The sequence below is a fragment of the Kitasatospora sp. NPDC093679 genome (assembly GCF_040683455.1).
GTDB classification, from domain to species: domain Bacteria; phylum Actinomycetota; class Actinomycetes; order Streptomycetales; family Streptomycetaceae; genus Kitasatospora; species Kitasatospora arboriphila.
Window position 1 is genome coordinate 311,502 of record NZ_JBFBDW010000001.1, and the last position, 24,117, is coordinate 335,618.

Genomic DNA, 24,117 nt, shown 5'->3' on the forward strand with positions numbered 1-24,117 from the left:
GGCCGGGTGGGCCCCGCCGCTCCGGCTCCCGCCGTGCCCGTCTTCGCGAGAGGCCCCCCACCAGTGGTCGATCGCCGTTTCAGCATCCTGTCCGAGGGCTTCGCCGCAGCGCCCCACCGGTACTACGGCTGGCTGCGGGACCGCGCGCCGGTGCACCACGAGCCCGCCGTGGACGGCTACTTCCTCTCCCGCCACCAGGACGTCCGACGGGTGCTGGGCGACCACGAGACGTTCAGCACCGAGACGCTCCAGGTGCGCGCCGAGCCCGTGATGCGCGGCCGGGTGTTCGCCCGGATGACCGGGGCGGAGCACACCGCCAAGCGCGGAATCGTCGTCCGCGCGTTCACGGGGCCCGCCCTGCAGGAGCAGATCCGCGCGGTCCGCGCCAACGCGGTTGAGCTGGTCGCGCCCTTCCTTTCCCGCGGGCGGATCGACCTCGTCAACGACTTCGGCAAGCCGTTCGCCGTCCGCGTGACGCTGGACGTCCTGGGCCTCGACAAGGAGGACTGGCAGCAGGTCGCCCACTGGCTGGGCGGGGTGACCGAGTTCGTCACCGGCCTGGTCCTCACCCCCGAGCGCCGCCGCCACTGCCTCGACTGCGCCGAGCAGTTGGAGGCCCACCTCGCCCCCGTCGTGGAACGCCGCCGCCGCCACCCCGGCGACGACCTGGTGTCGATGCTGTGCACGGCCGAGTTCGACGGCATCGCCATGAGCACCCGCGAGGTCACCGCCCTGGTCGTCAACGTGCTGCTCGCCGCCGTCGAACCCGCCGACAAGACGCTCGCCCTGCTCTTCAAGTACCTGATCGACCACCCCGGGCAACTGGCGCAGGTCCGCCGGGATCCGGCCCTGCTGTCCGCCGCCGTCGCCGAGACGCTGCGCCTCACCCCGCCCGTGCAACTCGTCCCCCGCCGCGCCGAGCAGGACGCCGAGTTCGCCGGCACCGTCGTCCCCGCCGGAGCCACCGTCTTCTGCATGATCGGCGCGGCCAACCGCGACCCCGGGGCCTTCACCGACCCGGACGCCTTCGACCTGCACCGCCCGGACCTCGGCGCCGCCCGCTCCTTCACCGCCGCCGCCCAGCACCTGGCCTTCGGCACCGGACTCCACCAGTGCGTCGGTGCGGCCTTCGCCCGCGCCGAGATCGAGACCGTGGCCGCGCTGCTGCTGCGGCTGCTCGACGACCTCCGCCCCAGCCCCGGCTTCCGCTACCGGGAGACCGGCCTCTACACCCGCGGCCCCGTCTCCCTGGAACTGGACTTCACGCCCGTCCGCGAACCGGTCCCCGCCCACCCGTGAGGGGCCGCCCCACCCGCCCGGCACACCACCCGCCCCGCACACCACCCGCCCCCGACACCCCGAGGAGAAGGCAGCCATGACCGGCACCGACATCACCCGGGCGATCAACGACCTGCTGTTCACACCCGGCCTCGACCTCGCCCGCGACCCGCGCGGGGCCCGCGCCCGGGAGGCGCTGACCGCCGGGTACTTCTCCGGCGCACCCACCCAGGAGGCCGCCGCCCGCCGCCTCGGCCTCCCGTACGGCACCTACCGGCGCCACCTGCGGCACGGCCTGGACCTGCTCTGCGAGGCGCTGTGGCAGCAGGAGCTGCACGGCCCGGCGGCGGAGCCCTCGTGACCGACGCCGCGGCCGGCAGGGGGCGGTGGCCGCGGCCCGGGCCGGTGCGGGAAAGCTCCGCCCGCGACTGCGTGTCGCACACGGCCGGCTCCGGTCGGTGACGACAGGGTGACGGGAGAGTCCCCGTTCGAAGGAGAGAGCATGCCCGACGTCACCACCCCGTACCCGACCGGCACCCCGTGCTGGGTCGACCTGATGGCCAAGGACCAGCAGGCCGCCCTGGACTTCTACCGCGACCTGCTCGGCTGGCAGGGCGCGCCCGGACCGGCCGAGTTCGGCGGATACGCGGTCTGCGAGCTCAACGGCCGGGCCGTGGCCGGCATCGGCCCGGCGACGGCACCCGAGGGCATGCCGGAACCGCCGACCGTGTGGACGGGCTACCTGGCCAGCACCGACGCGCAGGCCACCCAGGACGCGATCGTCGCCGCGGGCGGCACCCTGCTCGTCCCGGCCATGGACGTCGGCACCCTCGGCCGGATGCTGATCGCCGCCGACCCGCAGGGCGCCGTGTTCGGCGTCTGGCAGCCCGGCGAGTTCCCCGGCGCCCGGGTCACCGGCGAGGCCGGTGCACTCGTCTGGAACGAACTGCACACCAGCGACGCTCCGGCGGCCACGGCCTTCTACGGCGAGGCGTTCGGCATCGAGATCGAGCCGATGGACGGCGCCGACTCCTACTGGGAGCTACGGGTCGGGGGCCGCGCCGTCGGCGGCGTCACCCTGCTCGCCGACGACCCGCCCGGCACCCCCGCGCACTGGCTGACCTACTTCGCGGTCGACGACGTCGACTCCACCGTGGACGCCCTGGTCAAGCGGGGCGGCACCGTGCTGGCCCCGCCGTTCGACATGACGGCCGGCCGGATGGCCGTGGTCGCCGACCCGCAGGGCGCGCCCTTCGCCATGATCAAGCCGCAGCCGCTGTAGGCCCCGGCGCGCACTGGCGCCACCGCCGGCCCGCTCCCCGGGCGGGCCGGCCCGCGCGGCCGCCCGCCGGCGCGGGTCAGGCCGGCGGGTTCGGCCGGGTCAGCCCCATGTCGTACGCGAAGATGACGGCCTGGACGCGGTCCCGGGCGCCGATCTTCGCCAGCACCCGGCCGACGTGCGTCTTCACCGTCGACTCCGACAGCACCAGGCGCTGCGCGATCTCCCCGTTCGTCCAGCCCCGCCCGACCGCCACCAGGATCTCCCGCTCCCGGTCCGTCAGCGCCGCCAGCCGCGGCTCCTGCGCGGCCGCGTCCGGCGGCCGGCCCGGCAGCCGGTGGGCGTAGGCGTCGAGCAGACGCCGCGTCACCGCCGGCGCCACCACGGCATCCCCCTCGGCCACCGCCCGGATCCCCGCCAGCAGCTCCTCCGGGCGGGCGTCCTTCAGCAGGAAACCGCTCGCCCCCGCACGCAGCGCCGCGTGCGCGTACTCGTCGAGGTCGAAGGTCGTCAGCACGAGCACCCGCGACCGCCCGCCCGCGGCGACGATCAGCCGCGTCGCCTCGATGCCGTCCATCCCCGGCATCCGGACGTCCATCAGCACTACGTCCGGCCGCAGCTCCGCGGCGAGCCGCACCGCCTCCGCCCCGTGCCCGGCCTCGCCGACCACCGCGGTGTCCGGCCGGCTCTCCAACAGCATCCGGAAGCCGTACCGCTGCAACGGCTGGTCGTCCACGATCAGCACCGTCGTCACGCCGGACCACCCGCACCGCCGGGGAGCCCCGCAGCGTCCGCGACCGGCGACAGGTCGAGATCGGCCACCACCGACCACCCACCTCCCGCAGGACCCGCCACGACCGTGCCACCGTACAGCGCGGCCCGCTCCCGCATCCCCGCGATCCCGTGGCCCTCGCCACCCGGCCGCGGCCCGGCCGCACCCCCCGGCGGGCCGCTGTCGTCGACCCGCACCCGCAGCCGGTCCCCGTCGACCGCCACCGTCACCCGCGCCCGCGTCTCGCGCCCCGCGTGCTTGAGCGAATTCGTCAGCGCCTCCTGGACGATGCGGTACGCCATCAACTGCACCCCGCGGTCCAGCCCGTCCAGCTCACCCTCGGAACGGTAGGCGATCCGCGGCCCGGCCGCCCGCATCCGCGCACACAACCCGTCGATGTCGGTGATGCCCGGCTGCGGAGCCAGCTCCGGGCCGCCGCCGCCCCGCTCGCGCAGCACCCCGAGCATCCGCCGCAGCTCGCCCAGCGCCTGCCGGCCGGCGTCCCCGATCAGCACCAGGGCCTCCCGGCCGCGCTCCGGCGACGCCTCGGCCGCGTACGCGCCGCCGTCCGCCAGCGTGATGATCACCGACAGGTTGTGGCCGACGATGTCGTGCATCTCCCGCGCCACCCGGGTGCGCTCGGTCGCCGCCGCCAGCCGGCTGCGCTGGTCCCGCTCCACCTCCAACCGGGCCGCCCGCTCCCGCAGACCGGCCAGCTGTGCCCGCCGGACCCGCACCGCGATGCCCAGCGCGACCGCCGCGGTCACCGCGGCGAACAGGAAGAACAGACCGTCCCACACCGACACCGCGGACGACACCCGCACCGCGACCACCGCCATGCCGAGCGTCACCGCGGCGCACGCCCACGCCAGGTCCCGCAGCCGCCCGTGCAGCGCCAGCGAGTACAGCGCCACCAGCAGCGCCACGTCCGCGCGCAGCGCCGCGCCGATCGACCACTGCAGCACGAACACCGCCATCACCACGGCGAACGCGGCCGTCGGCCGGCGCCGGCGCCACAGCAGTGGCAGCACCAGTCCCAGCTGCAGCGCGAGCATCGCCGGCACCGGCAGCTCGGTGAAGACGATCCGGTGCTCGCGCGGACCCCGGCCGCCGTCGCCGTGCACCAGGTCCGGGAGGCAGAACACCAGGAACACGACGGCGACCACCGCGGTGTCCAGGATCCACGGGTGGCGGCGGTCCACCTCCCGCAGGTGCTGCCCGGCCCGGGCGAGGCGGACGAAGAACGGGTGCCCGGACAGCGGGTCGCCGCCCACGGCCTCCGGCACGGCCGGGCCGGGAGCGGCGCTCTCCTGGTGGTTCACGGATCTCACCTGTCCATGATGGGCGGGACGGCCGCCGCGGTGCCCGGACACCGCCGGGCACCGCGACGCGCACAGGGTCTCAGGCGTCGCTGCGCACCAGGCGGACGGCCGCGCCGGCCAGTGCCGCGACCGTCCACACGACGAAGACCACCAGGCCGGCCGTCGGCGACAGCGTCGAAGCGTCGTGGTGCAGGGTGAACATCGCCTCGCCGGCGTGGCTCGGCAGGTAGGGCGCGATGTCGTCCTGCCACGAGCTCGGCAGCAACGACACCAGGCCCGGGACGAGCATCAGCGACGCCACCAGCACCGAGATGCCGCCCGCCACCGACCGCAGCAGCACACCCAGGGCGACACCGATCACCCCGACCAGCCCGAGGTAGAGACCCGCACCGAACAGGCCGCGCACCACGCCGGCGTCCGACAGGACCATCGCGGCACGGGTGCCCGAGACGATGCGGCTGTCGACGACGAAGGCGGCGAACACCCCGGCGGTGCCGACGAGCAGCGCGACCGCACCGAACACCACGGCCTTCGACCACAGGACGGGCAGGCGGCGCGGCACCGCGGCCAGGGTGGAGCGGATCATGCCGGTCGAGTACTCGCCGGCGGCGACCAGGACACCGAGGACGCCGAGGGCCAGCTGCGCGAAGTTCGTGCCGAACAGCGACAGGCTGAGCGCGGAGGCGGAGGCGAAGTCCCGGTCCATTGGCCGGCCCGAGGTGATCCGCGACTTGAACTGGTACGCGGCGATCAGGCCGAACGCCACCAGGAAGAACAGGCCGAGGCCCAGGGTGATCCAGGTCGAGCGCAGCGACCACATCTTCGCCCACTCCGAGCGCAGGACACGCGCTCCGGTCACCCCGTAGCCGGGACGGGCCGGCCGCTCGGCGGTGGCCGCCGGGGCCCGGTTCGGTGCGACGGTGCTCATGCGGCACGCTCCTCGGATTCGATGCCGGTGGTGGAGCCGTGGTACTCCACGGCGTCCCGGGTCAGGTCCATGAAGGCCTCCTCCAGGGAGACGGTCCGGGTGGCCAGCTCGAACAGGGCGATGCCGTGCTCGGCGGCCTTCAGGCCGATGGCGCGCGCCGTCACCCCGGAGACCAGCAGCTCCTCGGAGCCGGCCTGCCCGGTGATCTCGACACCGGGCCCGGCGAGGACCTCCCGCAGCCGGGCCGGGTCGGCGGTGGCGACCTTCACCACGTCCCCGCCGGCCTGCCGGACGAGCTCCTGCACGGTGGTGTCGGCGAGCAGCCGGCCGCGCCCGACGACGATCAGGTGGTCGGCGACCAGCGCGACCTCGCTCATCAGGTGCGAGGACACGAAGACGGTGCGGCCCTCGGCGGCGAGGCCGGACAGGAGGTTGCGGATCCACAGCACGCCCTCCGGGTCGAGACCGTTCACCGGCTCGTCCAGCATCACGGTCGCCGGATCGCCCAGCAGCGCCGCCGCGATGCCCAGCCGCTGGCCCATGCCGAGGGAGAACGCCCCCGCGCGCCGCTTGGCGACCGACTGCAGACCGGTGAGGCCGATGACCTCGTCGACCCGGCTGCGCGGAATGCCGTGGGTGTGCGCCAGCGCCATCAGGTGGTTGAACGCCGACCGGCCCGGGTGGATCGACTTCGCCTCCAGCAGCGCGCCGACCTCCTGCAACGGGGCGGCGTGCTGCGCGTAGCGGCGGCCGTTGACCCGGACCGACCCGCTGGTGGGAGCGTCCAGACCGACGATCATCCGCATCGTGGTGGACTTGCCCGCGCCGTTCGGCCCGAGGAAACCGGTGACCGTACCCGGCCGGACGGTGAAGTCCAGCCCGTCGACCGCCGTCTTCTCCCCGTACCGCTTCGTCAGCCGGTGCGCCTCGATCATCGGTCACCCCTACGTCGTCGCGGGCCGGAACGTTCCGACCGCCTCACCCGCAACGCTAGGTTCGACGGCGCCGCGAACCGTGGTACCCGGGGGTGATCATCGGCCGCGGCGTAGTACCGCGGTACCACGCGGGCCCGGCCCGCCGGGTCGGACGACGGTGTGGCCCGCCGCCCGCAGGACGGCCCGTGCCGCGGCCACGGAGCCGGTCTGCACCAGGACGACGTCGGCGTGGAAGGTCGACGCCACGAACACCGGGACGCCGGCGGCGGGGAGCATGCCCGGCACGTCGACCGCGTGGGCGGTGTCACCGCCGTACAGCGCGGACCGGCGTTCCGCGCCCGGGCCCTCCCCGGGCCGCGACGGGCGGACGACGGTCAGGCCCTCCGGCGCCCGGACCGGGGAGAGCCACGCGCCGTCGGGCGGCGGGGCGCCGTCGCCCAGGTGCTCGACGACGAACTCCCCGGGCAGGACACGCAACTGCTGGGACACGGCGGACTCCGTCCGAGCAGGATGCCAGAGCTCAGACGGTGCCCGGCGCGTCGTCGGCGGCGGGGGAGTCCTGGATGTCCAGGACGGTGTCGACCTCGGTGATGCGCAGCAGCCGGCGCAGCTGGTCGGTGACACCCGTCAGACGCAGCACGGTGCCCTGGCGCAGGGCGAGGCGCCGGGCCTTGAGGACGGCGTTCAGGCCGGTCGAGGTGCAGAAGGTGAGTCCGCGGCAGTCGACGAGCAGCACGTGGGGCGTGGGCAGGCTCCGCAGCGCGTGGTCGAAGGCGTGCTGGAGGTCGGCGGCGGTGTCCTGGTCGGCCTCGCCGCGCAGACGCAGCAGGTCGGTACCGGGTGCTGCGCCGGCGATGTGGGTGGTGTGCAGGAGCGCGGTCATGGACCGTCCTTCGGCTCGGGGCCGCCGGAGCGCTTGCGCTGGGACTTCCTCCAGCCTTCTACCCACCCCCGACCGTGTCAACGAGGGCCGCCGGGGCCGGGCGGCCGGCCGCACGCCGCTGCCGCGGAGCCCCGATGCGTAAGCGGCGCAGGGCGGGGCAGACGCCCGGGTCGGAGCACCTTCGGCAACGACCGGGAACCCACCATGTGTCCTCCCCCCCTCCACCGCGGTCCGGGGCCGCCGCCGACTGGACTTCCCGTCCCGGGCGGGCGGCCTCGTGCGCGACGGCGTCGACTTCACCCGCCACGCCCTCACCGACTGGCACCTGACCGGCCGGCCGGCAGCCGGCGACGCCGTCCTGGCCGCCGCGGAACTGCTGGCGAACGCCGCGCAGCACGCCGGCGGACCGCTCGCCCTCGACCTCCGGCTGCGCCCCGGCGGGCTGCGGATCGCCGTCACCGACGCGAACCCCGTACCGCCGCACCTGATCGAGCCCCACCGCCCGGAGACGCCGCACGGGCACGGCCTGGTCATCGTCGACCGCGTCACCGAAGCCTGGGGCGCCACGCCCGCCGGAGACGGCAAGACGGTCTGGGCGGACCTGCCGCTGACGCCCGCCACCGACCCCGGACCGGAGCCCGACCGTGGACCGGAGCCCGACCCCGGGCGGGCACGCCGGGCCGCACTCGCCCGACCGGATCCGCTCTTCGACGGCTGAGCCGGTGCAGGGCCGTGCCGGGGTCGTCAGGGGGACGTCGGCCGCAGGCCCTGTCTCAGGATCCCGGCCCAGAGGCGGGCGCGACCGGTCCGGTCCAGGGCTTCGTGGGCGGCCAGCAGACCGCCGGTGACCGCCCCGAGGAAGCCGCCGGCCAGGCAGTCCTGGCCGGAGAGGTACAGGCCCTCGATCCGGGTCCGAGGGCGCAGCCAGTCGGCCAGGCCGGCGCGGTGGCCGTCGCCGAAGCCCGCCACGTCCTTGGCCAGCCCGTAGAGGCTGCCGCCGGGCCAGCCGGCGAAGTGCTCGGCCGTCAGCGGGGTGCCGAGTTCGTGGTGGGCCACCCGCCCCCTGGTGCCGGGCAGCTGACGGTACAGCTGATCGAGCAGCTCCGCGGTGAGCTCGGTCTTCAGGGCCAGGTAGTCCGGGTCCCGGTGCCGCCACCGCGACCCGTGGAAGGGCGCGAACAGCTCCGGCCGTACGTAGGCCAGGATCTCGCCGGTGGACCGCCCGGGGTGCCGGGCGGTCCAGGTCGGGTCCTTGGCGCAGGAGAAGGAGAGGAAGTGGCCGCTGGTCCGCCCGCCCGTGCCGTTGAAGAAGGCGTCGCAGTCCCCGTCGGTGACCATCAGGTTGTGCCGTGGCAGCCCGAGTTCCGCCGGGTCCCCGTCCAGCCCGAGGAAGAGCAGCACGAAGGGGAACCCGCGCCGCATGCCGGCCAGCCGGTCGCCGTCGCCGCTGCCGTTCCCGTGGCCGGGGTGGTCGCCGCTCCGGTGCGGCAGCAGCGCGCCGAAGGTGTTCTGGGCACCTGCCGCGCTGACCACCACCGGCGCCCGTACCCGGGTCCCGTCCGCCAGCACCACGCCCGTCGCGTGGGGCCCGTCCAACTCGATCCGGGAGACCGGCGCCCGGACGAAGACCTCGCCGCCGGCGGCCCGGACGGGTCCGAGCATCGCGCGGGCGATCGCGGCACTGCCGCCCACCGGATACCAGGCGCCCGTCCGGAAGTGCTCGAACAGCACCGCGAGCAGGAAGAACGGCAGCCTTGCCGTGGAGTCGGCCAGCAGCAGGGCGCTCTGGGTGAGCACGGCCTGCCGCAGCCGCTCGTCGCGGACCAGCCCCTCCACCACCTCCCGGGCCGGCCGCATCGCCTCGGGCGGCACGGCCGCCGCCCGCAGCGCCCGGGCCAGCCGCCGCACCACGGGGCCCGACAGCCGTCCCAGCGCGAGCACCGGCAACACCGCCCGGCACCGCCGGACCAGCCCGAACAGCGCCTCGATGCCGGCCCGTTCGGCCGGGAAGCGGGCGATCAGCCCGGCCTCGTAGGCCGCGAAGCCGACCGGGGCCCGGTACACCTCTCCCGCCAGGCGGTACTCGTCGAACGGGTCGCCCAGCGGGGCCCAGCGCAGCGCGCCGCCGGTCAGGTAGTCCGAGAGCACCCGGACGGGTTCGCGCTCCGCCAACTGTCCGACGTAGTGGATCCCGACGTCCCACTCCCAGCCGCGGCGCCGGTAGGCGTGGGTGTAGCCGCCCGCGGTGTAGTGCCGTTCGAACACCGCCACGCGCCGGCCCTGGCGTGCCAGGCAGACGGCCGTGGTCAGCCCGCCGGCCCCGGAGCCGACCACCACCGCGTCGTACGCGTCCGCCACCCCGCCGGCCGCGAGCGGCCGTCCGACCAGCACGCTTCCCGTCACACCGACCGCCTCCGCCGCAGCTCACCCGCCCCGGGAGTAACGAGCCGTCCGCGTTCCGGTCACGCACCGCACCGCACCGCACGACGGCCGGAACGGGCGCGGGCGCCGCGGCCGGGGGTTCCGGCCGCGACGCCCGGCGTCCTGAGCGGGGATCAGGGGAGGTAGTACATCGGGTTCGGGATCTTGTACGTCTTGCCGGAGTGGCCGCCGGACAGGTCGCTGTACTGGTCGCCGAAGTTGGCCACGATCTGGTAGCCGAGGCTCTCGATGTGGGCGCGGGTCCCGGACTTGTACTCGACGGTGGTGCAGGTCTTGCCGCACGGCAGGTACGCCGGCGGGTTCTCCTTGTTCTTCAGGTACAGGTGCGAGGCGTCCGCGGTCGGGAAGCCCACCGCCGCCAGGTTGGCCGCGGTGTACGTCCGCTGGGCCTCGGGCCGGCCGGTGACGAAGAAGACGGTGTAGCCCTGCTGCTCGGCCCACTTCGCCAGGGTGTTCATGCCGAAGACGGCCGGCATGGTCTTGGTGGCGATGTACTGGGCGTTGCTCGTGGGGTTGTAGACGAAGGTCGTCTCCAGCTCGTAGTTGTACGTCGACAGCGAGGTGTCGTCGACGTCGAGCACGATCGCCTTCTTCTTGCCCTTGTCGTGGTGGGCGCGGCCCTGCAGGTACTGCTTGGCGTCCTTCTCGATCCCGGCGACCTGCTTGGCGTAGTTGCTGGTCGGCGACGCCCAGTGCTCGCCCTGCGCGTCGACGGTGTCGCCGTAGTACGCCTTGATGTCGTTGACCTCGTCGGTCATGTTGGTGATCTGACGGTCGCTGCGCGGAGCCTTGGTGTCGGCGACCGCGAGGCCGCCGCCCGCGACCGCACCGCCGACGACCACGCCGACGGCGAGGGTGGCGAGGGTCTTCGAGCGGTTCCCGAGGGTCTTCCTGAGCATGTGGTTCTGCCCCTTCTGCCGTCGGGAGGGAAACGCGGGTCGTCCCCCCGACTCCCGACGCGCACGATGCGGGGCTGAACGTACGGGCGAGTAACCAGGCAGGTCAAGCAAACTCTACGCGCAATGTCTACGCGCCATGTCTACGCGCGGTGCGCACGGACTCGGCACCGGCCTCGCGGGCTCCGCCCCCGGCGGGGCCGGACGCCGCGCGGACAGGCCGACGCACCGCCAGATATGGTGCACGGCCATGGGTGAGCTGATGGTGATCAGGCACGGCCAGACCGAATGGAGCCTGTCGGGCCGGTACGCGGGCCGCACCGACGTCCCGCTGACCGCCGCGGGCGAGGACGCCGCAAGGGCGCTCGCTCCGAGGCTGGCCGAACGCCGTCCGGTGGCCGTGTTCAGCAGCCCGCTGGGCCGCGCCCTGCGGACGGCCGAACTGGCGGGCCTGACCGACGTCGAGCCCGATCCGGACCTGCTGGAGTGGGACTACGGCGGCTACGAGGGCCTGACGGCGGAGCAGATCCAGGAGGCGAGGCCGGGGTGGGACCTGTGGCGGGACGGCGTCGCCCCCGGCGGCGCCGACCGTCCCGGCGAGCGGTTGCAGCAGGTGGCGGCGCGTACGGACGCGGTGCTGGACCGGATCCGGCCGCTGCTGGCCGACGGCGACGTCGCCGTCGTCGCGCACGGTCATCTGGCGCGCGTCCTGACCGTGCGCTGGCTCGGCCTCGACCCGTCCGCCGCCCGGCTGCTCGGCCACCCGCATCCGGGCACCCTCGGCTTCCTCGCCACCGAGCACGGGCAGCCGGTCGTCGCGGCCTGGAACGTCCCGTAGCGGCGGGCCGGTCGCGTCACGGTCCGGGCCGGGGGAGCGGTGTACGTGCCCGTGGCCGCCGACCGGGTGGTCGGCGGCCACGGGGTGGGGCTGACGTGGTGCCGGCGGGTTACTTGTAGATCCGCAGGACGCGTCCGACGCCGCGGACGTGTCCCAGGCCGCGGAGTTCGTCGAGTGCGGCGTTCAGGGCGCGCTCGGTGGCCGGGAAGGTGACGAACACGACCCGGGCCTGCGACTCGGAGCCGTGCTGGTCGACCTTGCGGATGGAGACGCCGTGGCGGCCGAACACGCCGGTGACCTGGGACAGGACGCCGGGTGCCTCGTCGACCTCGGTGCGGATGTAGAAGGAGTACTCGAGGTCCTCGGTGGGCCGGATGGCCGCGGGGGCGCCGACCGGGACGCGGCGGTGCGTGCCGCGGCGCAGGTGGTCCGCGGCGGCGGCGACGTCGCCCAGGATCGAGGAGGCCGACGGGCGGGGGCCCGCGCCGCGCCCGTAGAACATGAGCTCGCCGGCGGCGGAGGTGGTGACGAACACGGCGTTGAAGCTGTCCCGGACGGTCGCCAGCGGGTGGTCCCGCTCGACCAGGGCCGGGAACACCTGGGCGCCTATCTGCGCGCCGGCCTCGTCGCCGGTGTCGCCGGGGAAGCGGTCGGCCACCGCGAGCAGCTTGATCACGTACCCGAACTGGGCCGCGAGTTCGAAGTCCTCGCGGTCGAGGCCGACGATGCCCTCGCGGGCGACGTCGTCGGCGGCGACCGACCGGTTGAACGCCAGCGAGGACAGGATGGCGAGCTTGGAGGCCGCGTCGGCGCCGGTGATGTCGGCGGTCGGGTCCGGCTCGGCGTAACCGAGTTCCTGGGCCTTCGCCAGGGCCTCGTCGAAGCCGAGGCCGTCGGCCGTCATCCGGGTGAGGATGTAGTTGGTGGTGCCGTTGACGATGCCCGCGATCCGGGTGACGTCCTCGCCGACCAGCGACTCCCGGATCGGGCGCAGGATCGGCACGGCCGCGACCGCGGCGGCCTCGAAGAAGAAGTCGACGCCCGCGCGGTCGGCGGCGGCGTACAGCTCGGGCCCGGAGCTGGCGACGAGCTCCTTGTTGCCGGTGACGACCGACTTGCCGGCGTTCAGCGCCGCGAGGATCAGCTCGCCGGCCGGTGCGGTGCCGCCGATCAGCTCGACCACGACGTCGACGTCATCGGCCTTGACGACGTCGTAAGGGTCCCCCGTGAACAGTCCCGAGTCGAGTTTCGCGGATCGGGGCTTGCCCGGGTCGCGGACTGCGATTCGTACGAGTTCCAGGGAAATTCCCGTCACGTCCTCGATGGCGCCGCGACGTTCGACGAGCAGTTCCGCGAATGCCTCCCCAACAGTTCCACATCCGAGCAGACCGACTCTGACACTATTTCCCATGGCGGACAGCGTACACGCCGTCGGCTGACTGTCCATCGGAAAAGCTTCGGGTTCTCAGAGTGCGAGACGAAAGGATTGTCGCCGGACTGCCGCGTTCGCCGCGGTAATTCCGGCGAACGCGGCAAATCCGTGGCTGAGCGGGCCGGGCGGTCAGCCGGAGCGCGTCGGCGCCGGTGCGAGCAGGGGCGGGACGCGGTCGGGCAGGTGGGTGCCGAAGCTGCGGCGGTGGTAGACCAGCGGCGGCTGGCTGTCGGTCACCTCCGCGGCCCGGACCCGGCCGAGGACGATGACGTGGTCGCCGCCGTCGACCAGGTCCGCCACCGTCGAGGCGATCCAGGCCGGTGCCCGATCGATCCGCGGCAGCCCCCGGTCGATGCCCCAGGCCGCGCCGTGGAACTTGTCCGCGCCGCCCTTGGCCGCGAACGACAGTGCCACATCGGCCTGTTCGGCGCCGAGGACGTTGAGGCCGAAGGCGCCGCAGGCGCGGATCGCGTCGAGCGTCCTCGACCGGTGGTCGAGGGCGACCATCACCATCGGCGGATCGATCGACAGCGAGGTGAAGGCGCTGACCGTCGCGCCGGAGGGCACGTCCGGGCCGGCCATCGCCGTCACGACCGACACGGGTGTGGCCACGCAGGCCATGACCTCCTTGAACTCGCGCTGCAGGTCGCAGTCGACGGTTTTCGCCGCCGGCGCCTTTCCGATAACCATGACGGACCCCCGTAATTTGTAGTCGATCGGATGAATTGCCCCGCCTTTCGGGGCCGGTCGTGCCGAGCGGAGGAAATCGGTTCCCCGGCGCGCGGTCAGCCGCCGGGAACGGGAACCAGGCCCACGTTCCGGCGGCTCCCGGCCGACACGAACGAATCGTCCTCCGGATCCATTTCCAGGCCGAATCCAAGACCCGGCAGCTCTGCGCGGAACCACGACCTGATGAGTTCCGGGTAGGCGTCGGAGGCGAACACCTCCTCCAGCGCGGTGTCGACCGCGCGGAGGAATTCCGGGTCGTCCTTGCGCAGCAGGAAGCCGTAGTCCTCGCCGCCGAGGCGCACGTCCAGCAGACGGACGCCGGCGGCGGCCGCCCCGCCGCGCATCAGGGAGCGCAGGATCACCTCGTCCGCCACGAGGGCGCCGATCCGGTCGTCGTGGAGGAACGCGTCCCGTGCCGCGCCGATGGACGGCACGCCGACGAAGGTGAACGCGAAGCCGAGGTCCGGGTGGCCCTCCAGGGCGGCCTGGCTCGTCGAGCCCTCGATGCCGACCACGCGCAGGCCGGGCGCCGGCGGTACGCCGGGGCGGCCCTTCAGGGCGATCCGGTGCGAGGTGCGGAAGATCGGCCGGCTGAACGCGTAGCGCTGCGACCGGGCCTCGGTGATCGTGGTCGATCCGCACTCGATGTCGATCCGGCCCGCGGAGAGCAGGCCCTCGCGGGTGGTCGAGGTGACCTCCACCGCCTCGACCGGCGGGACGAGGTGGTCGCCGCCGTGGATGCGGGCGAGGACGAGCCGCGCCAGGTCGACGGAGTAGCCGATCGGCCGGAACCCGCTGTCCGCCCGGCCCGCGGCCGGCGGTGCGTAGGAGAACGGCGGGGTGTTCCGCTGGAACCCGATCCGGATGCCCGCACCGTGGTGTGCCGTACCGGCCGGACTACTGGTCAACGCAGACCTCCTGGAGCGTTCGGTCTCCGCCCGCGACGGCGCCCGCCAGGGCGAGCAGCGGTGCGGGATCGGTGAGCAGGTACATGTGTCCGCCGTCCACCGTCCGGTGGGTGAAGCGCCCGGTGGTCAGCGCCGCCCAGCCCGCCGCCGCGGCCGGGTCCACCAGGTGGTCGCGGTCGGCGAGGACGCAGTGCAGGTCGACGGGCAGGGCGCGCGGCACGAACGCGGGGAACTCCCGGGCTATCCAGGCCAGGTCGGCGGCGAGCGTCCCGGCGTGCAGCCCGTCGGCCGGGCCCGGTGCCGCGGCGTCGGCGGAGTCGTCCGCCGGCCCGCCGAGCACCTCGGGAACACCCGGCAGGTCCCGGCCCGCGTACGGGGGCGGTGCCTGGGCCGACACCACCACCCGCGCCCGGCGGCGGTAGACCGCCCAGATCGCGTCGGCCACCGCCCAGGCGAGGGACGCCCCCATGCTGTGCCCGACCAGCACCACGTCCTCGTACGGCAACTCGCAGATCTCCCGGGCGAGTTCCACCACGAGGTCGTCCAGGCGGTCGGTGAGCGGCTCCGCCACCCGGTCCTCGCGGCCCTTGAGCTGGACCAGGAGCACGTCCGCGCGGGCGGCCAGCGCCTGCGCCCAGCCCCGGTACGCGGACATCCCCCCGCCGGCGTGGTGGAAGCACACCACGGCCTGCCGGTGGCCGCCCGCGTACCGGCGCAGCAGCCGGCTGCCGGCCGGTCGGATCGGCGGTGCCATCAGGCGCCGGACCCGGCGTGCGGCCGTTCGCGGCCCGGCAGGGTGACGGGCCGCAGCTGGGTGCGGTAGCGGTCGGCCAGCTCGCGGTACTCGGCGGCGGTCTCGTCCAGGACGGCGACGTCGCTGTCGCTGAGGGTCATCAGCACGGAGGCGGGGTTGCCGGCGATCAGGCTGCGCGGCCGGTACTGCGGGCCCGCGCTGAGCACCACACCGGCGGAGATCCGCGAACTCTCGCCCACGGTGACGCCGTTGAGGACGACGGCGCCGATGCCGACGACCGTTCCGGCGCCGATCGTGCAGCCGTGCAGCAGGGCGCCGTGCGCCACCGTGACGTCCGTGCCGAGGACCAGCGGGTGGTCGGGGTCCGAGTGCAGCATCGCGTGGTCCTGCACGTTGGAGCCGCGGCCGATGCGGACGGGGCCCTTGTCGCCGCGGACGGTCACGCCCGGCCAGAGGCTGACGTCCGCCCCGATCTCGACGTCGCCGATGACGACCACGTCGTCGAAGGCGTAGACGCTCGGGTGGATGCGGGGCCGGACGCCCTGGAAGCTGTACGTCTTCACGGCTCAGATCTCCTGCCGGACGAGGGTGGCGAGGCGGGCGAGGCTCTGCAGGACCTCGTCCTTGGGCAGGCCGAAGTCGACGAGGCAGGCGATCTCGTCGACGCCCAGCGCCCGGAAGCCCTCCAGGGTGGCCCTGGCGCCCGCGACGTCGCCGATGAGCGAGCTGGAGGAGACGTAGCGCTGGAACACCATCTCGACGAAGGCGTCCCGGTCGTCGCCGAGGTTGTGCAGCGTGTCGGCCTTGTCCTTGGATTCGGCCTGCCCCGCGGTGGCGTGCTGGGTGACGAAGGAGCTCAGGTACTCGGTCATCGCGGGCCGCACCCGGTCCACGGCCGAGGCCGCGTCGGCGCCGACGTAGGTGTGCAGCATCAGCGAGACCACGCCCCGCGCGGGGTCGAGGCCGACCCGCTGCCGGGCGTCGCGGTAGATCGCGATCCGCTTCTCCAGCTCGGGCGGGCCGAAGTTGATCAGCGCCGAGAGCACGTTGAGACCGTTCTCACCGGCGAACCGCCAGGCGTCCTCGCTCTTGGAGGAGGTCAGCCAGACCGGCAGCTCCGGCTGGACGGGGCGGGGGAAGGTCATGATCCCGTGGGTGTCGCCGAGCGGGTCCTTGCGCTGCACGGCGGTGCCGCGCCACAGGTCCTGGAGCTGCTCCCGTGCCTGGTTGAGCAGGTGGGAACGGTTCTCGTAGCCCTGCGGGTTGAGGACGAAGTCCCGGGCGTGCCACCCGGGTGCCAGCGCGAGGTCGACCCGTCCGCCGGAGAGGTTGTCGACCAGCGCCCACTCCTCGGCGGCGCGCAGCACGTCGTGGAGCGGCAGGTTGACGCTGCCGGCGCGGATCCGCACCCTCTCGGTGATCATCGCCAGTGCGGCGCCGAGGACGGCCGGGTTGGGGTAGGCGCCGCCGACCTCGGTGAAGTGCCGCTCCGGCGTCCAGATCGCCGTGAACCCGGCGCGGTCGACGTAGCGGGAGACGTCCAGCAGGAGGTCGTACGGGTCACTGCCGCCGGTCAGCCCGGAGAAGAAGATGACGCCGAGGTCGGGGAGGTCCGACGACCGCCGGGCCCCGTGCGGCGCCGGGGCGGGAGGGGCGACGGGGGCAGCGGTGGGGGCGGGGGCCGCCGGGCCGGACTTCAGCCGTGCCTTCAGGCCGGCCAGCCGGTCGGCGTCGAGGAAAGTGCCGTCAGACATGTGCGGGCTCCTCCAGCAGCAGTGCGGTGATCACGTCGGCGGTTCCGGAGACCGAGCTGTTCTCGTAGAAGTCCCGGACGGAAAGGTCGAGTTGGAAGGTTTCGCGAAGCTTGTTGATCAACTGGATGGCCATCAGCGAGTTGCCGCCGAGGTCGAAGAAGCCCAGGTCGGCGGAGGCGGCCGAGCCGCCGAGGAAACTCTCGAAGATCTGGCCGACGATCTGCCGGATCTCCTCCGCGGCGCCGTTCTCCTCCTCCGCGGCGGCGGGAGCCGTACCTCCGGGCTGCTGCGCGGGTCCGCTCGGGGCCGGCGTCGGCGCCGCGGGCGTGGCCGGGGCGGCGTCCGCGTCCACCGCGAAGCCCGGCGACGGCTCCACCCAGTGGACGAGCCGGTCGAACGCGTACGTGGGCAGGGCCGTCATCCGCCCGGCGGTGCTGTACTCCTCGACGGACACCTCCGGGTCGGCGGCCCAGCCGAGGGCGAGGGCGTCGGCGAAGGACTCCGCCTCGTGCTCCGGCTCGCCGAGGGTCTGGGCCAGTGCCGGCGCCGCCGCACCCGCCGCGGCGAAGTTCGTCCGCACCAGGTTGCTCATCGACCGGCCCGCGCCGATCTCGACGAACCTGTCGACGCCCAGCTCGCGCAGGGTGTCCACCGACCCGGCGAAGTCCACTCCGCGGACGAGGTGCTCCGCCCAGTAGTGCGGGTTGCGCGCCTCGTACTCGGTGAGCAGCCGGCCGGTGATGTTGGAGACCACCGGGATCCGCGGTGCCCGGAACTCGCAGGTCTTCAGGAAGGCGAGGAACTCGTCGGCGGCGTCCTGCATCAGCGGCGAGTGGAAGGCGTGCGAGGTGGCGAGCTGCTGGTGCTGGACGCCGACCTCGCCGGCCCGGGCGATCGCCTTCTCGATGCCGGCGTGGCCGCCCGAAAGGACCAGTTGGCGCGGCGAGTTGGTGGCCGCGACGACCAGCGTGCCGTCGCCGACGAGCTCGGCGAACGGGTCCAGGTCGGTGACGGCGAGCATTGCGCCGGTCCTGCAACGGGACATCAACCGGGCTCGGGTGGCGACCAGTTCGGCCGCCGCGGGCAGGTCGAAGACGCCGGCGACGGTCGCGGCGACGATCTCGCCGAGGCTGTGGCCGAACAGGTAGCGGGGCGTGACGCCCGCGTCGAGCAGGGCGGTGGCGAGCGCGTACTCGACGGCGAACAGCAGCGGCTGGGCGACGGCCGTGTCCGTGATGTCGGTGCTCCCGCCCTGCTTCCCGGCGTCCAGCAGGTCGCTCAGGCGGAAGCCGGTGCGGGCGTCGACCGCGGCACTCGCCTCGGCGAGCCGGCGGGCGAAGCCCTCGTCGTGCGCGGCGAGTCCCGCGCCCATGCCCGGGCGCTGGGTGCCCTGACCCGCGAAGACGAAGGCGAGGCCGTCCGCGTCGGCCGCGGCCCCGGTGTGGTAGCGCTCGGCCTTCAGCCGGGCGACGGCCTCGGCCGGGTTCACCGCGGCCAACGCGGCGCGGTGGGGGTGGCGGGTGCGGCCCTCGCGCAGGGTGTGGGCGTACTCGGCCAGCGAGGCGTCCGGGTCGGCCGCCAGGTGCGCGGCCAGTGCGGCGCCCTGACCGCGCAGCGCGCTCTCGGACCGGGCCGAGAAGGTCAGGATGCTCGGCCGGGCCCCGCCCGCGTCGGTGGCCTCGCTCGGCTCGGCGGTCCCGGCCGGCTGCGGCTCGTGGCTGCGCAGGACGACGTGGCCGTTGGTGCCGCCCATGCCGAAGGCGCTGACGCCGACCCAGTGGGTGCGGCCCGGGTCCAGCTCCCGGCCCTCGGTGGTCACGTAGTAGCGCGAACCCTCCAGCTCCAGCGCGGGGTTGATCTCGCGGACGTTCACCGTCGGCGGTACGTACCCGCGGTCGAGGACCAGCGCGGCCTTGATCAGGCCGACGATGCCGGCGGCGATGTTGAGGTGGCCGAAGTTGCCCTTGAGCGAGCCGATGCCGCAGGGGGCGCCCTCGGTGCCGAACGCCTGCTTGATCGCCTCGATCTCGATCGGGTCGCCGAGCGCGGTGCCGGTGCCGTGCGCCTCCAGGTAGTCGAGGTCGCCCGGTTCGGCACCCGAGATCTCCAGGGCCTCGCGCAGCACCGCGACCTGCCCGGAGACGCTCGGGGCGGTGAAACTCACCTTCTGCGCACCGTCGTTGTTGACCGCGGAGCCGGCGATCACCGCGTACACCCGGTCGCCGTCGGCGATCGCGTCGCCGAGCCGCTTCAGCAGCACCAGACCCAGCCCGTTGGTGAACAGCGTCCCGTTGGCCCCGGCGTCGAACGGCCGGCAGACGCCGTCGGGCGACAGCACACCGCCGACCTGGTACCGGTAGCCGGACTCCTGGGGGACGCGGATGTACACCGCGCCCGCGACGGCCGCGTCGCACTCGTTCAGCAGCAGGCTCTGCACGGCCGAGTGGACCGCGACCAGACCGGTCGAGCAGGCGGTCTGCACGTTCAGGCTGGGCCCGCGCAGGTTCAGCTTGTACGAGATCCGGGTGGCCAGGAAGTCCTTGTCGTTGCCGTGCCGGACGAGCATCTCGCCGAGCGACTCCACCAGGTCGGGTCGGCGGAGCGCGCCGAACACGTAGGTGCTCATGCCCGAGCCGGCGAAGACGCCGATCCGCCGGTCGGTGCGCTGCGGATCGATGTTGGCCCGCTCCAGCAGCGCCACGGACTTCTCCAGCATCAGGCGCTGCTGGACGTCGAGGACGTCCGCCTCGCGCTGCGAGTAGCCGAAGTACCCGGAGTCGAACTCGGCGACGCCGTCGAGGACTCCGGCCCGCTTGACGTAGTCGGGACGCGAGCGCTGCGCGGCCGGCACACCGGCCGCGGCGACCTGGTCGTCCGTCAGATCGGTGACCGCGGTGTGGCCGTCGACCAGGCGCTGCCAGAACTCGTCGACGTCCGCGGCCTGCGGCAGCCGGCACTCCATCGCGACGATCGCGACCGCATCGTCATCACTGTGCATGTTCATCCTTGTCCAAGTCCGTAGTGTGTGGCGCCGGTTCGCTGCGTACGGGCCCGCGGGACAGCCCGCAGGGGCGCCAGGCCCGGCGGTGAGCCCAGATCGGGCGGGCGGCACGGGGTGCGCGGGTGCGCGGGCACCACGGGTGCGCGACGGTGCAGAGGGGAACCGCTGCAGGAGGGAGTCGGCGCAGCAGGGGCGGGTACGCGGGCCGGCCGGAGGCGACGCGTGAGGTACGTGCGCTCCGGACGGTCGGCGACGGCACGGCCCGGGGCGCGCCCGGGCAGCCCGGGATCGGCTAGCGGCTGCGGGTGCGGGTGCGTCGGGCGGTCAGGACGCGGCGTCGGGCAGCCGCGCCGGCGGTGGCCGCACCGGTGTTCGGCGTGCTGCCGCCCGGCTCCTCGAGGAGGATTTCGAGGAATTTCCGCTGCGCGTTGAAGGAGGCGTGCTCGAAGAGCCGCACCAGCGGGAAGGCGACGCCGAATTCGGTCTGGATCTCCGCATGGAGGACGACGATGGTGAGCGAGGTGCCGCCGGCGTTGAAGAAGGTCGTTTCGCGGTCGGCCAACCGCCCGGCGCCGGTCACCGATTGCCAGATCCGGGCCAGCCGGTCGGCCACCGGGAGGGCGGCCCGGCGGGAATCCGAACGGGAATCGACGGATTCGGAAACCGCACGGGAACGCTCCGCCAGGCGCTCTCCGGCGATCTCCTTGAGTGCGGCCCGGTCGGCCTTTCCGTTGGGGAGTTTCGGCAGTGCCGGAAGATAGGCGAAGACCGAGGGGACCATGACGCCCATCAGGTGTTCGCCGAGGTGGGTGCGGAGTTCCGGTTCGGCTGCCGCGTCGCCCTCGAGGACGGCCACGATGGCCTTGGTGAAACGGTCCTCCAGTGCGCACACGAAGGCATCGCGGACGCTCGGGTGCGACTGGATCGCCGAGCGGACCTCCTGCAGTTCGATCCGCACGCCCGCGATCTTGATCTGCTCGTCCGCCCGGCCGAGGATCTCCAGCTCGCCGCCGTCGGCCCGGCGCCCGAGGTCACCCGTCGGGTAGACGGTGAGCCGTTCCCCCTCGGCCTCGACCTCGACGAACGGCGCGACGATCCGGCCGTCCGCCAGGTACCCGTGCGACGGCCGTTCGGCGGCGATGCAGATCTCGCCGACGGTGCCCGGTGCGCACGGCCTGCGCTCCTCGTCCAGCACCAGGCTGCGGGAGTGCGGGAGGTTGCGGCCCACCGGCTGGATCCCGTGCCCGGGGTCGGCCGGGACGCGGTAGAAGTGCTGGGCCAGCGTGGTCTCGGTCGGGCCGTACAGGTTCACCACCTGGCAGCCCGGGAACAGCTCCCACCAACGGCGCACCAGTTCGGCGTCGAGCGGCTCGCCGGCGAAGAAGGCGTGCCGCAGCGAGGGCACCGGTTCGGCCCCGGCCGCCACCGACGTCCACACCTTGCCCAGGGAAGGGACCAGGTGCAGGCCGGTGATCTCCCGGCCGCGCAGGAAGTCCAGCGCTCCGGCGGCGTCCAGGTGGGCGGCGTCCGGGACGCACAGGGTGGCACCGGAGACCAGCGGCGTCAGCGCGTCCCGGAACCAGACGTCGAAGGACGGGTTGGTCAGGTGCGCGAACCGGTCGTCCGGCCCCACGCCGAACTCCTCGGCCTGCCACTGCAGGAAGAGCGACAGACCGGTGTGGCTGCCCACGATGGCCTTGGGCCTGCCGGTCGATCCGGAGGTGAAGGCGATGTAGGCGTGGTCCGGGTCGTCGAGGACGTCCGTCCGCGCGGCGCCGGCCCGCGGTTCGACCCGCGGGCGGGTGTGCGGACCGTCCGTGCACACCACCACCGCCCGGACCGGGCCGGTGTCCAGCATGGCCTCGCGGCGCGCCTCGGGCAGCGCCTCGTCGACCAGCATGACCACCGAGCCGGCCAGCCAGACGCCGAACACCGCCGCGATCACCGCCGGGCTGCGGCGGCCGAGGACCGCGACCGCGTCGCCCCGGCCGATGCCGCGCGCACCCAGCTCCCCGGCGAGGTCCCGGGCTCGTAAGAACAGGTCCGAGTAGCTCAGCGACTCGGTCGACGTGGTGACAGCGGTCGCGTCCGCGAACGTCTCGCACGCCCGCTGCAAAAGATCATCTACCGCCTGCACAGCAAACATCTCCATGTGAGGACAGGTGAAGGCGGCCCCCGGGCCGACGGGCCGTGCCCGTGCCCTGAGCGCGGTCCGGCCCTGGGCCGGCCGGAAGGGGCCGCTGCGTGGAGGAAAGAGAAGACGGAGGAGAGGGAGAACGGTGCACGGTGTCCGGCGGAACGGGACACGGGACTCCCACGGGCGAGGGCCGGGCACCACGGGCCCGCTCGCCCGGGCGGTGCCCCCGGCGGAGCGGTCCTCCGACGGACCGCTCCCCACCGGGCACTGCCGCGCAGGCCGTGGACCAGCCGGCCTGCTGGAACTAGCCGGCCTGCTGGAACGTCGCCAGCACGACGGCGGCGAGCATGAAGAGCGATCCGAACACCTTGTTGAGGACGCCGACCTGCTTCTCGGTCTTCAGCCGGAGCGCGACCCGGGACGCGAGCCCGGTGTAGCCGGCCATCACCACGAGGTCGGTGAACGCGAAGGTCAGGGCGACGGCGACGTACTGCGGGGCCAGCGAGTGCCCGGCCACGATGAACTGCGGGATGACCGCCAGCATGAAGATGTAGCCCTTGGGATTGATCAGGTTGAGCGAAATGCCCTTTCCGATGATCTCGAAAATGCCGATCTTCGGCTTGTCGCCTTCCCGGAGCGTGATCGGTGAACCCTTCGACAGCCACTGTGCCAGGCCGAGGTAGAAGAGGTAGGCGACACCGGCCCACTTCAGCACGTTGAAGGCGATCGGCGAGGCCTGGATGATGACCCCGAGGCCCACCACGACGACCAGGAAGACGGCCCAGAGGCCGAGCACCAGTCCGACCGCGCCCAGATATCCGCGCTTGAATCCGTAGTTCAGGCCGTTCGACATCGAGAAAACCGAGCCGGAGCCCGGTGACAACGAGAAGATCCACGAAGCCGCGAAACAAGTGATCCACGCATCAAGTGGCATGGCTAATTCCTCCCCCGGAAATGCCGCTGATGTGACCCGCCGGCAGAACTCCGCCCGGCGATCGTCGCGCAGCCTATACACACCCCTCACGGACTCCATACCCATGTCCACGATGTGGATGAGCAAATGCCCCATAACCGCCCCCCCGGCCGAGCGTCCTGCCCGGAGTCCGGTGGGGGGCGGCTGTTGTGAGGAACCGTCAGTCAGGATCTTGCATGGCGTCAAGTCGTCTGTGCAGCAGCGCAGTTCGGCACTTCTGCCGGTTCGTGAGTCGCACCGGTCTGCGACGTGATCGGCATCACGGCCGGTACTTTGACTCACAGTCAGTCGGGCTGCGTCGTGAGGAAGTTCTGGTGGTGGGCGCCGCATCGGCGAGGCAGCCGGAACGCCGTCGTCGGCACCTCGGGCCGGCAGCCCTGCGGCGTGGCGCGGATCCGCACGGTGTGCCTCGGCCCGGGTCAGTGCGGCCGGTTCTGTTGCTCGATGCACTGCTTCGCGATGCTGAGCGGCGCACCGCCGACCGATCCGGCGAGTGCGAGCCGGACCACAGGCGCTGTGCCCGCCAGTAGTGGCGGACGAGGTCGGGGAACTCCTGGCGGAGCCTGCGCGAGGACACGCACTTGAGGGAGTTCACCAGCCCGGACACGGCGCCCTTCGGCGGGAAGTTCACGAGCAGGTGGACGTGGTTGGCCTCGCCGGTGAACTCGATCGGCTCGGCCTCGAAGCCCTCGCGCACGGCGCGCATGATCTTCTCGCACCGCGTCAGGTGCCGGTCGGCGAAAACGGAGTGCCGGTGCTTCGTCACGAAAACCAAATGGACGTGCATGCGGAAGACGCGGTGTCGATCCGTGTGAACGTTCTCGTCGATACCCGTGAACCAACTGCGTAGCATGAT

22 protein-coding genes and 1 pseudogene are annotated in these 24,117 nt (G+C 73.3%); 5 read left to right on the forward strand and 18 right to left on the reverse strand.

Annotated elements, in window-relative coordinates:
• Positions 1-63 precede the first annotated feature (63 nt).
• The 3 genes from AB0O09_RS01360 (at position 64) to AB0O09_RS01370 (ending at position 2,560) form a co-directional block, all read left to right on the forward strand.
• The gene (locus AB0O09_RS01360) at positions 64-1,299 is read left to right on the forward strand and encodes a cytochrome P450 (protein WP_363538989.1); all 1,236 of its coding nucleotides are present in this window, start codon (positions 64-66) and stop codon (positions 1,297-1,299) included.
• Positions 1,300-1,375: 76 nt separating this feature from the next.
• Entirely contained in the window at positions 1,376-1,639 is a 264-nt protein-coding gene (locus AB0O09_RS01365; protein ID WP_363538991.1) for a hypothetical protein, read from the forward strand.
• Between the two features lie 141 nt (positions 1,640-1,780).
• Positions 1,781-2,560: a VOC family protein gene (locus tag AB0O09_RS01370; protein WP_363538993.1), complete on the forward strand. Its 780-nt coding sequence runs from the start codon at positions 1,781-1,783 to the stop codon at positions 2,558-2,560.
• A gap of 76 nt (positions 2,561-2,636) precedes the next feature.
• Here AB0O09_RS01370 and AB0O09_RS01375 read toward each other — a convergent pair whose 3' ends face one another.
• The 6 genes from AB0O09_RS01375 to AB0O09_RS01400 form a co-directional block, all read right to left on the reverse strand.
• Positions 2,637-3,311, reverse strand: coding sequence for a response regulator transcription factor (locus AB0O09_RS01375; RefSeq protein WP_363538995.1), 675 nt, complete (start codon positions 3,309-3,311; stop codon positions 2,637-2,639).
• The gene (locus AB0O09_RS01380) at positions 3,308-4,603 is read right to left on the reverse strand and encodes a histidine kinase (protein ID WP_363539259.1); all 1,296 of its coding nucleotides are present in this window, start codon (positions 4,601-4,603) and stop codon (positions 3,308-3,310) included. The genes AB0O09_RS01375 and AB0O09_RS01380 overlap by 4 nt, the downstream gene beginning before the upstream one ends.
• A 127-nt stretch (positions 4,604-4,730) precedes the next feature.
• Positions 4,731-5,579 (reverse strand): ABC transporter permease, encoded by an 849-nt coding sequence (locus AB0O09_RS01385; RefSeq protein WP_363538997.1) that lies wholly within the window; start codon positions 5,577-5,579, stop codon positions 4,731-4,733.
• Positions 5,576-6,514, reverse strand: coding sequence for an ATP-binding cassette domain-containing protein (locus AB0O09_RS01390; RefSeq protein ID WP_363538999.1), 939 nt, complete (start codon positions 6,512-6,514; stop codon positions 5,576-5,578). The genes AB0O09_RS01385 and AB0O09_RS01390 overlap by 4 nt, the downstream gene beginning before the upstream one ends.
• A gap of 96 nt (positions 6,515-6,610) precedes the next feature.
• Positions 6,611-7,003 (reverse strand): ACT domain-containing protein, encoded by a 393-nt coding sequence (locus tag AB0O09_RS01395; RefSeq protein WP_363539001.1) that lies wholly within the window; start codon positions 7,001-7,003, stop codon positions 6,611-6,613.
• Between the two features lie 31 nt (positions 7,004-7,034).
• A complete protein-coding gene (locus tag AB0O09_RS01400) occupies positions 7,035-7,397 on the reverse strand; it encodes an STAS domain-containing protein (protein WP_363539003.1) in 363 nt (120 codons plus the stop codon).
• 277 nt (positions 7,398-7,674) lie between these two features.
• Here AB0O09_RS01400 and AB0O09_RS01405 point away from each other — a divergent pair, with 277 nt between their 5' ends.
• Positions 7,675-8,115: an ATP-binding protein gene (locus AB0O09_RS01405; RefSeq protein WP_363539005.1), complete on the forward strand. Its 441-nt coding sequence runs from the start codon at positions 7,675-7,677 to the stop codon at positions 8,113-8,115.
• A 26-nt stretch (positions 8,116-8,141) separates the two neighbouring features.
• Here AB0O09_RS01405 and AB0O09_RS01410 read toward each other — a convergent pair whose 3' ends face one another.
• Positions 8,142-9,800, reverse strand: a complete 1,659-nt coding sequence (locus AB0O09_RS01410; RefSeq protein ID WP_363539007.1) for an NAD(P)/FAD-dependent oxidoreductase — start codon at positions 9,798-9,800, stop codon at positions 8,142-8,144.
• Between the two features lie 152 nt (positions 9,801-9,952).
• Entirely contained in the window at positions 9,953-10,738 is a 786-nt protein-coding gene (locus tag AB0O09_RS01415; protein ID WP_363539009.1) for an HAD family acid phosphatase, read from the reverse strand.
• Positions 10,739-10,985: 247 nt separating this feature from the next.
• On the opposite strand from AB0O09_RS01415, the gene AB0O09_RS01420 reads away from it, so the two are divergent.
• Entirely contained in the window at positions 10,986-11,573 is a 588-nt protein-coding gene (locus tag AB0O09_RS01420; protein ID WP_363539011.1) for a histidine phosphatase family protein, read from the forward strand.
• A gap of 109 nt (positions 11,574-11,682) precedes the next feature.
• Here AB0O09_RS01420 and AB0O09_RS01425 read toward each other — a convergent pair whose 3' ends face one another.
• From AB0O09_RS01425 to tnpA, 10 genes and pseudogenes are all read right to left on the reverse strand, one after another.
• Entirely contained in the window at positions 11,683-13,020 is a 1,338-nt protein-coding gene (locus tag AB0O09_RS01425) for a homoserine dehydrogenase (RefSeq protein ID WP_363539013.1), read from the reverse strand.
• A 114-nt stretch (positions 13,021-13,134) separates the two neighbouring features.
• Positions 13,135-13,695, reverse strand: a complete 561-nt coding sequence (locus AB0O09_RS01430; RefSeq protein WP_363539015.1) for a flavin reductase family protein — start codon at positions 13,693-13,695, stop codon at positions 13,135-13,137.
• A gap of 95 nt (positions 13,696-13,790) precedes the next feature.
• Entirely contained in the window at positions 13,791-14,642 is an 852-nt protein-coding gene (locus tag AB0O09_RS01435) for a transporter substrate-binding domain-containing protein (RefSeq protein ID WP_363539017.1), read from the reverse strand.
• Positions 14,632-15,396, reverse strand: a complete 765-nt coding sequence (locus AB0O09_RS01440; RefSeq protein WP_363539019.1) for an alpha/beta fold hydrolase — start codon at positions 15,394-15,396, stop codon at positions 14,632-14,634. Before AB0O09_RS01440 ends, AB0O09_RS01435 begins: the two co-directional genes overlap by 11 nt.
• Positions 15,396-15,959, reverse strand: coding sequence for a gamma carbonic anhydrase family protein (locus tag AB0O09_RS01445; RefSeq protein WP_363539021.1), 564 nt, complete (start codon positions 15,957-15,959; stop codon positions 15,396-15,398). The genes AB0O09_RS01440 and AB0O09_RS01445 overlap by 1 nt, the downstream gene beginning before the upstream one ends.
• 3 nt (positions 15,960-15,962) lie before the next feature.
• The gene (locus tag AB0O09_RS01450; protein WP_363539023.1) at positions 15,963-17,150 is read right to left on the reverse strand and encodes a MupA/Atu3671 family FMN-dependent luciferase-like monooxygenase; all 1,188 of its coding nucleotides are present in this window, start codon (positions 17,148-17,150) and stop codon (positions 15,963-15,965) included.
• Entirely contained in the window at positions 17,143-20,148 is a 3,006-nt protein-coding gene (locus AB0O09_RS01455; RefSeq protein WP_363539025.1) for a beta-ketoacyl synthase N-terminal-like domain-containing protein, read from the reverse strand. Before AB0O09_RS01455 ends, AB0O09_RS01450 begins: the two co-directional genes overlap by 8 nt.
• Before the next feature lie 295 nt (positions 20,149-20,443).
• The gene (locus AB0O09_RS01460; protein WP_363539027.1) at positions 20,444-22,303 is read right to left on the reverse strand and encodes a non-ribosomal peptide synthetase; all 1,860 of its coding nucleotides are present in this window, start codon (positions 22,301-22,303) and stop codon (positions 20,444-20,446) included.
• 289 nt (positions 22,304-22,592) lie between these two features.
• A complete protein-coding gene (locus AB0O09_RS01465) occupies positions 22,593-23,591 on the reverse strand; it encodes a LysE family transporter (RefSeq protein WP_363539261.1) in 999 nt (332 codons plus the stop codon).
• An 89-nt stretch (positions 23,592-23,680) separates the two neighbouring features.
• Positions 23,681-24,114 (reverse strand): annotated as a pseudogene (tnpA, locus tag AB0O09_RS01470) (IS200/IS605 family transposase).
• Positions 24,115-24,117 lie beyond the last annotated feature (3 nt).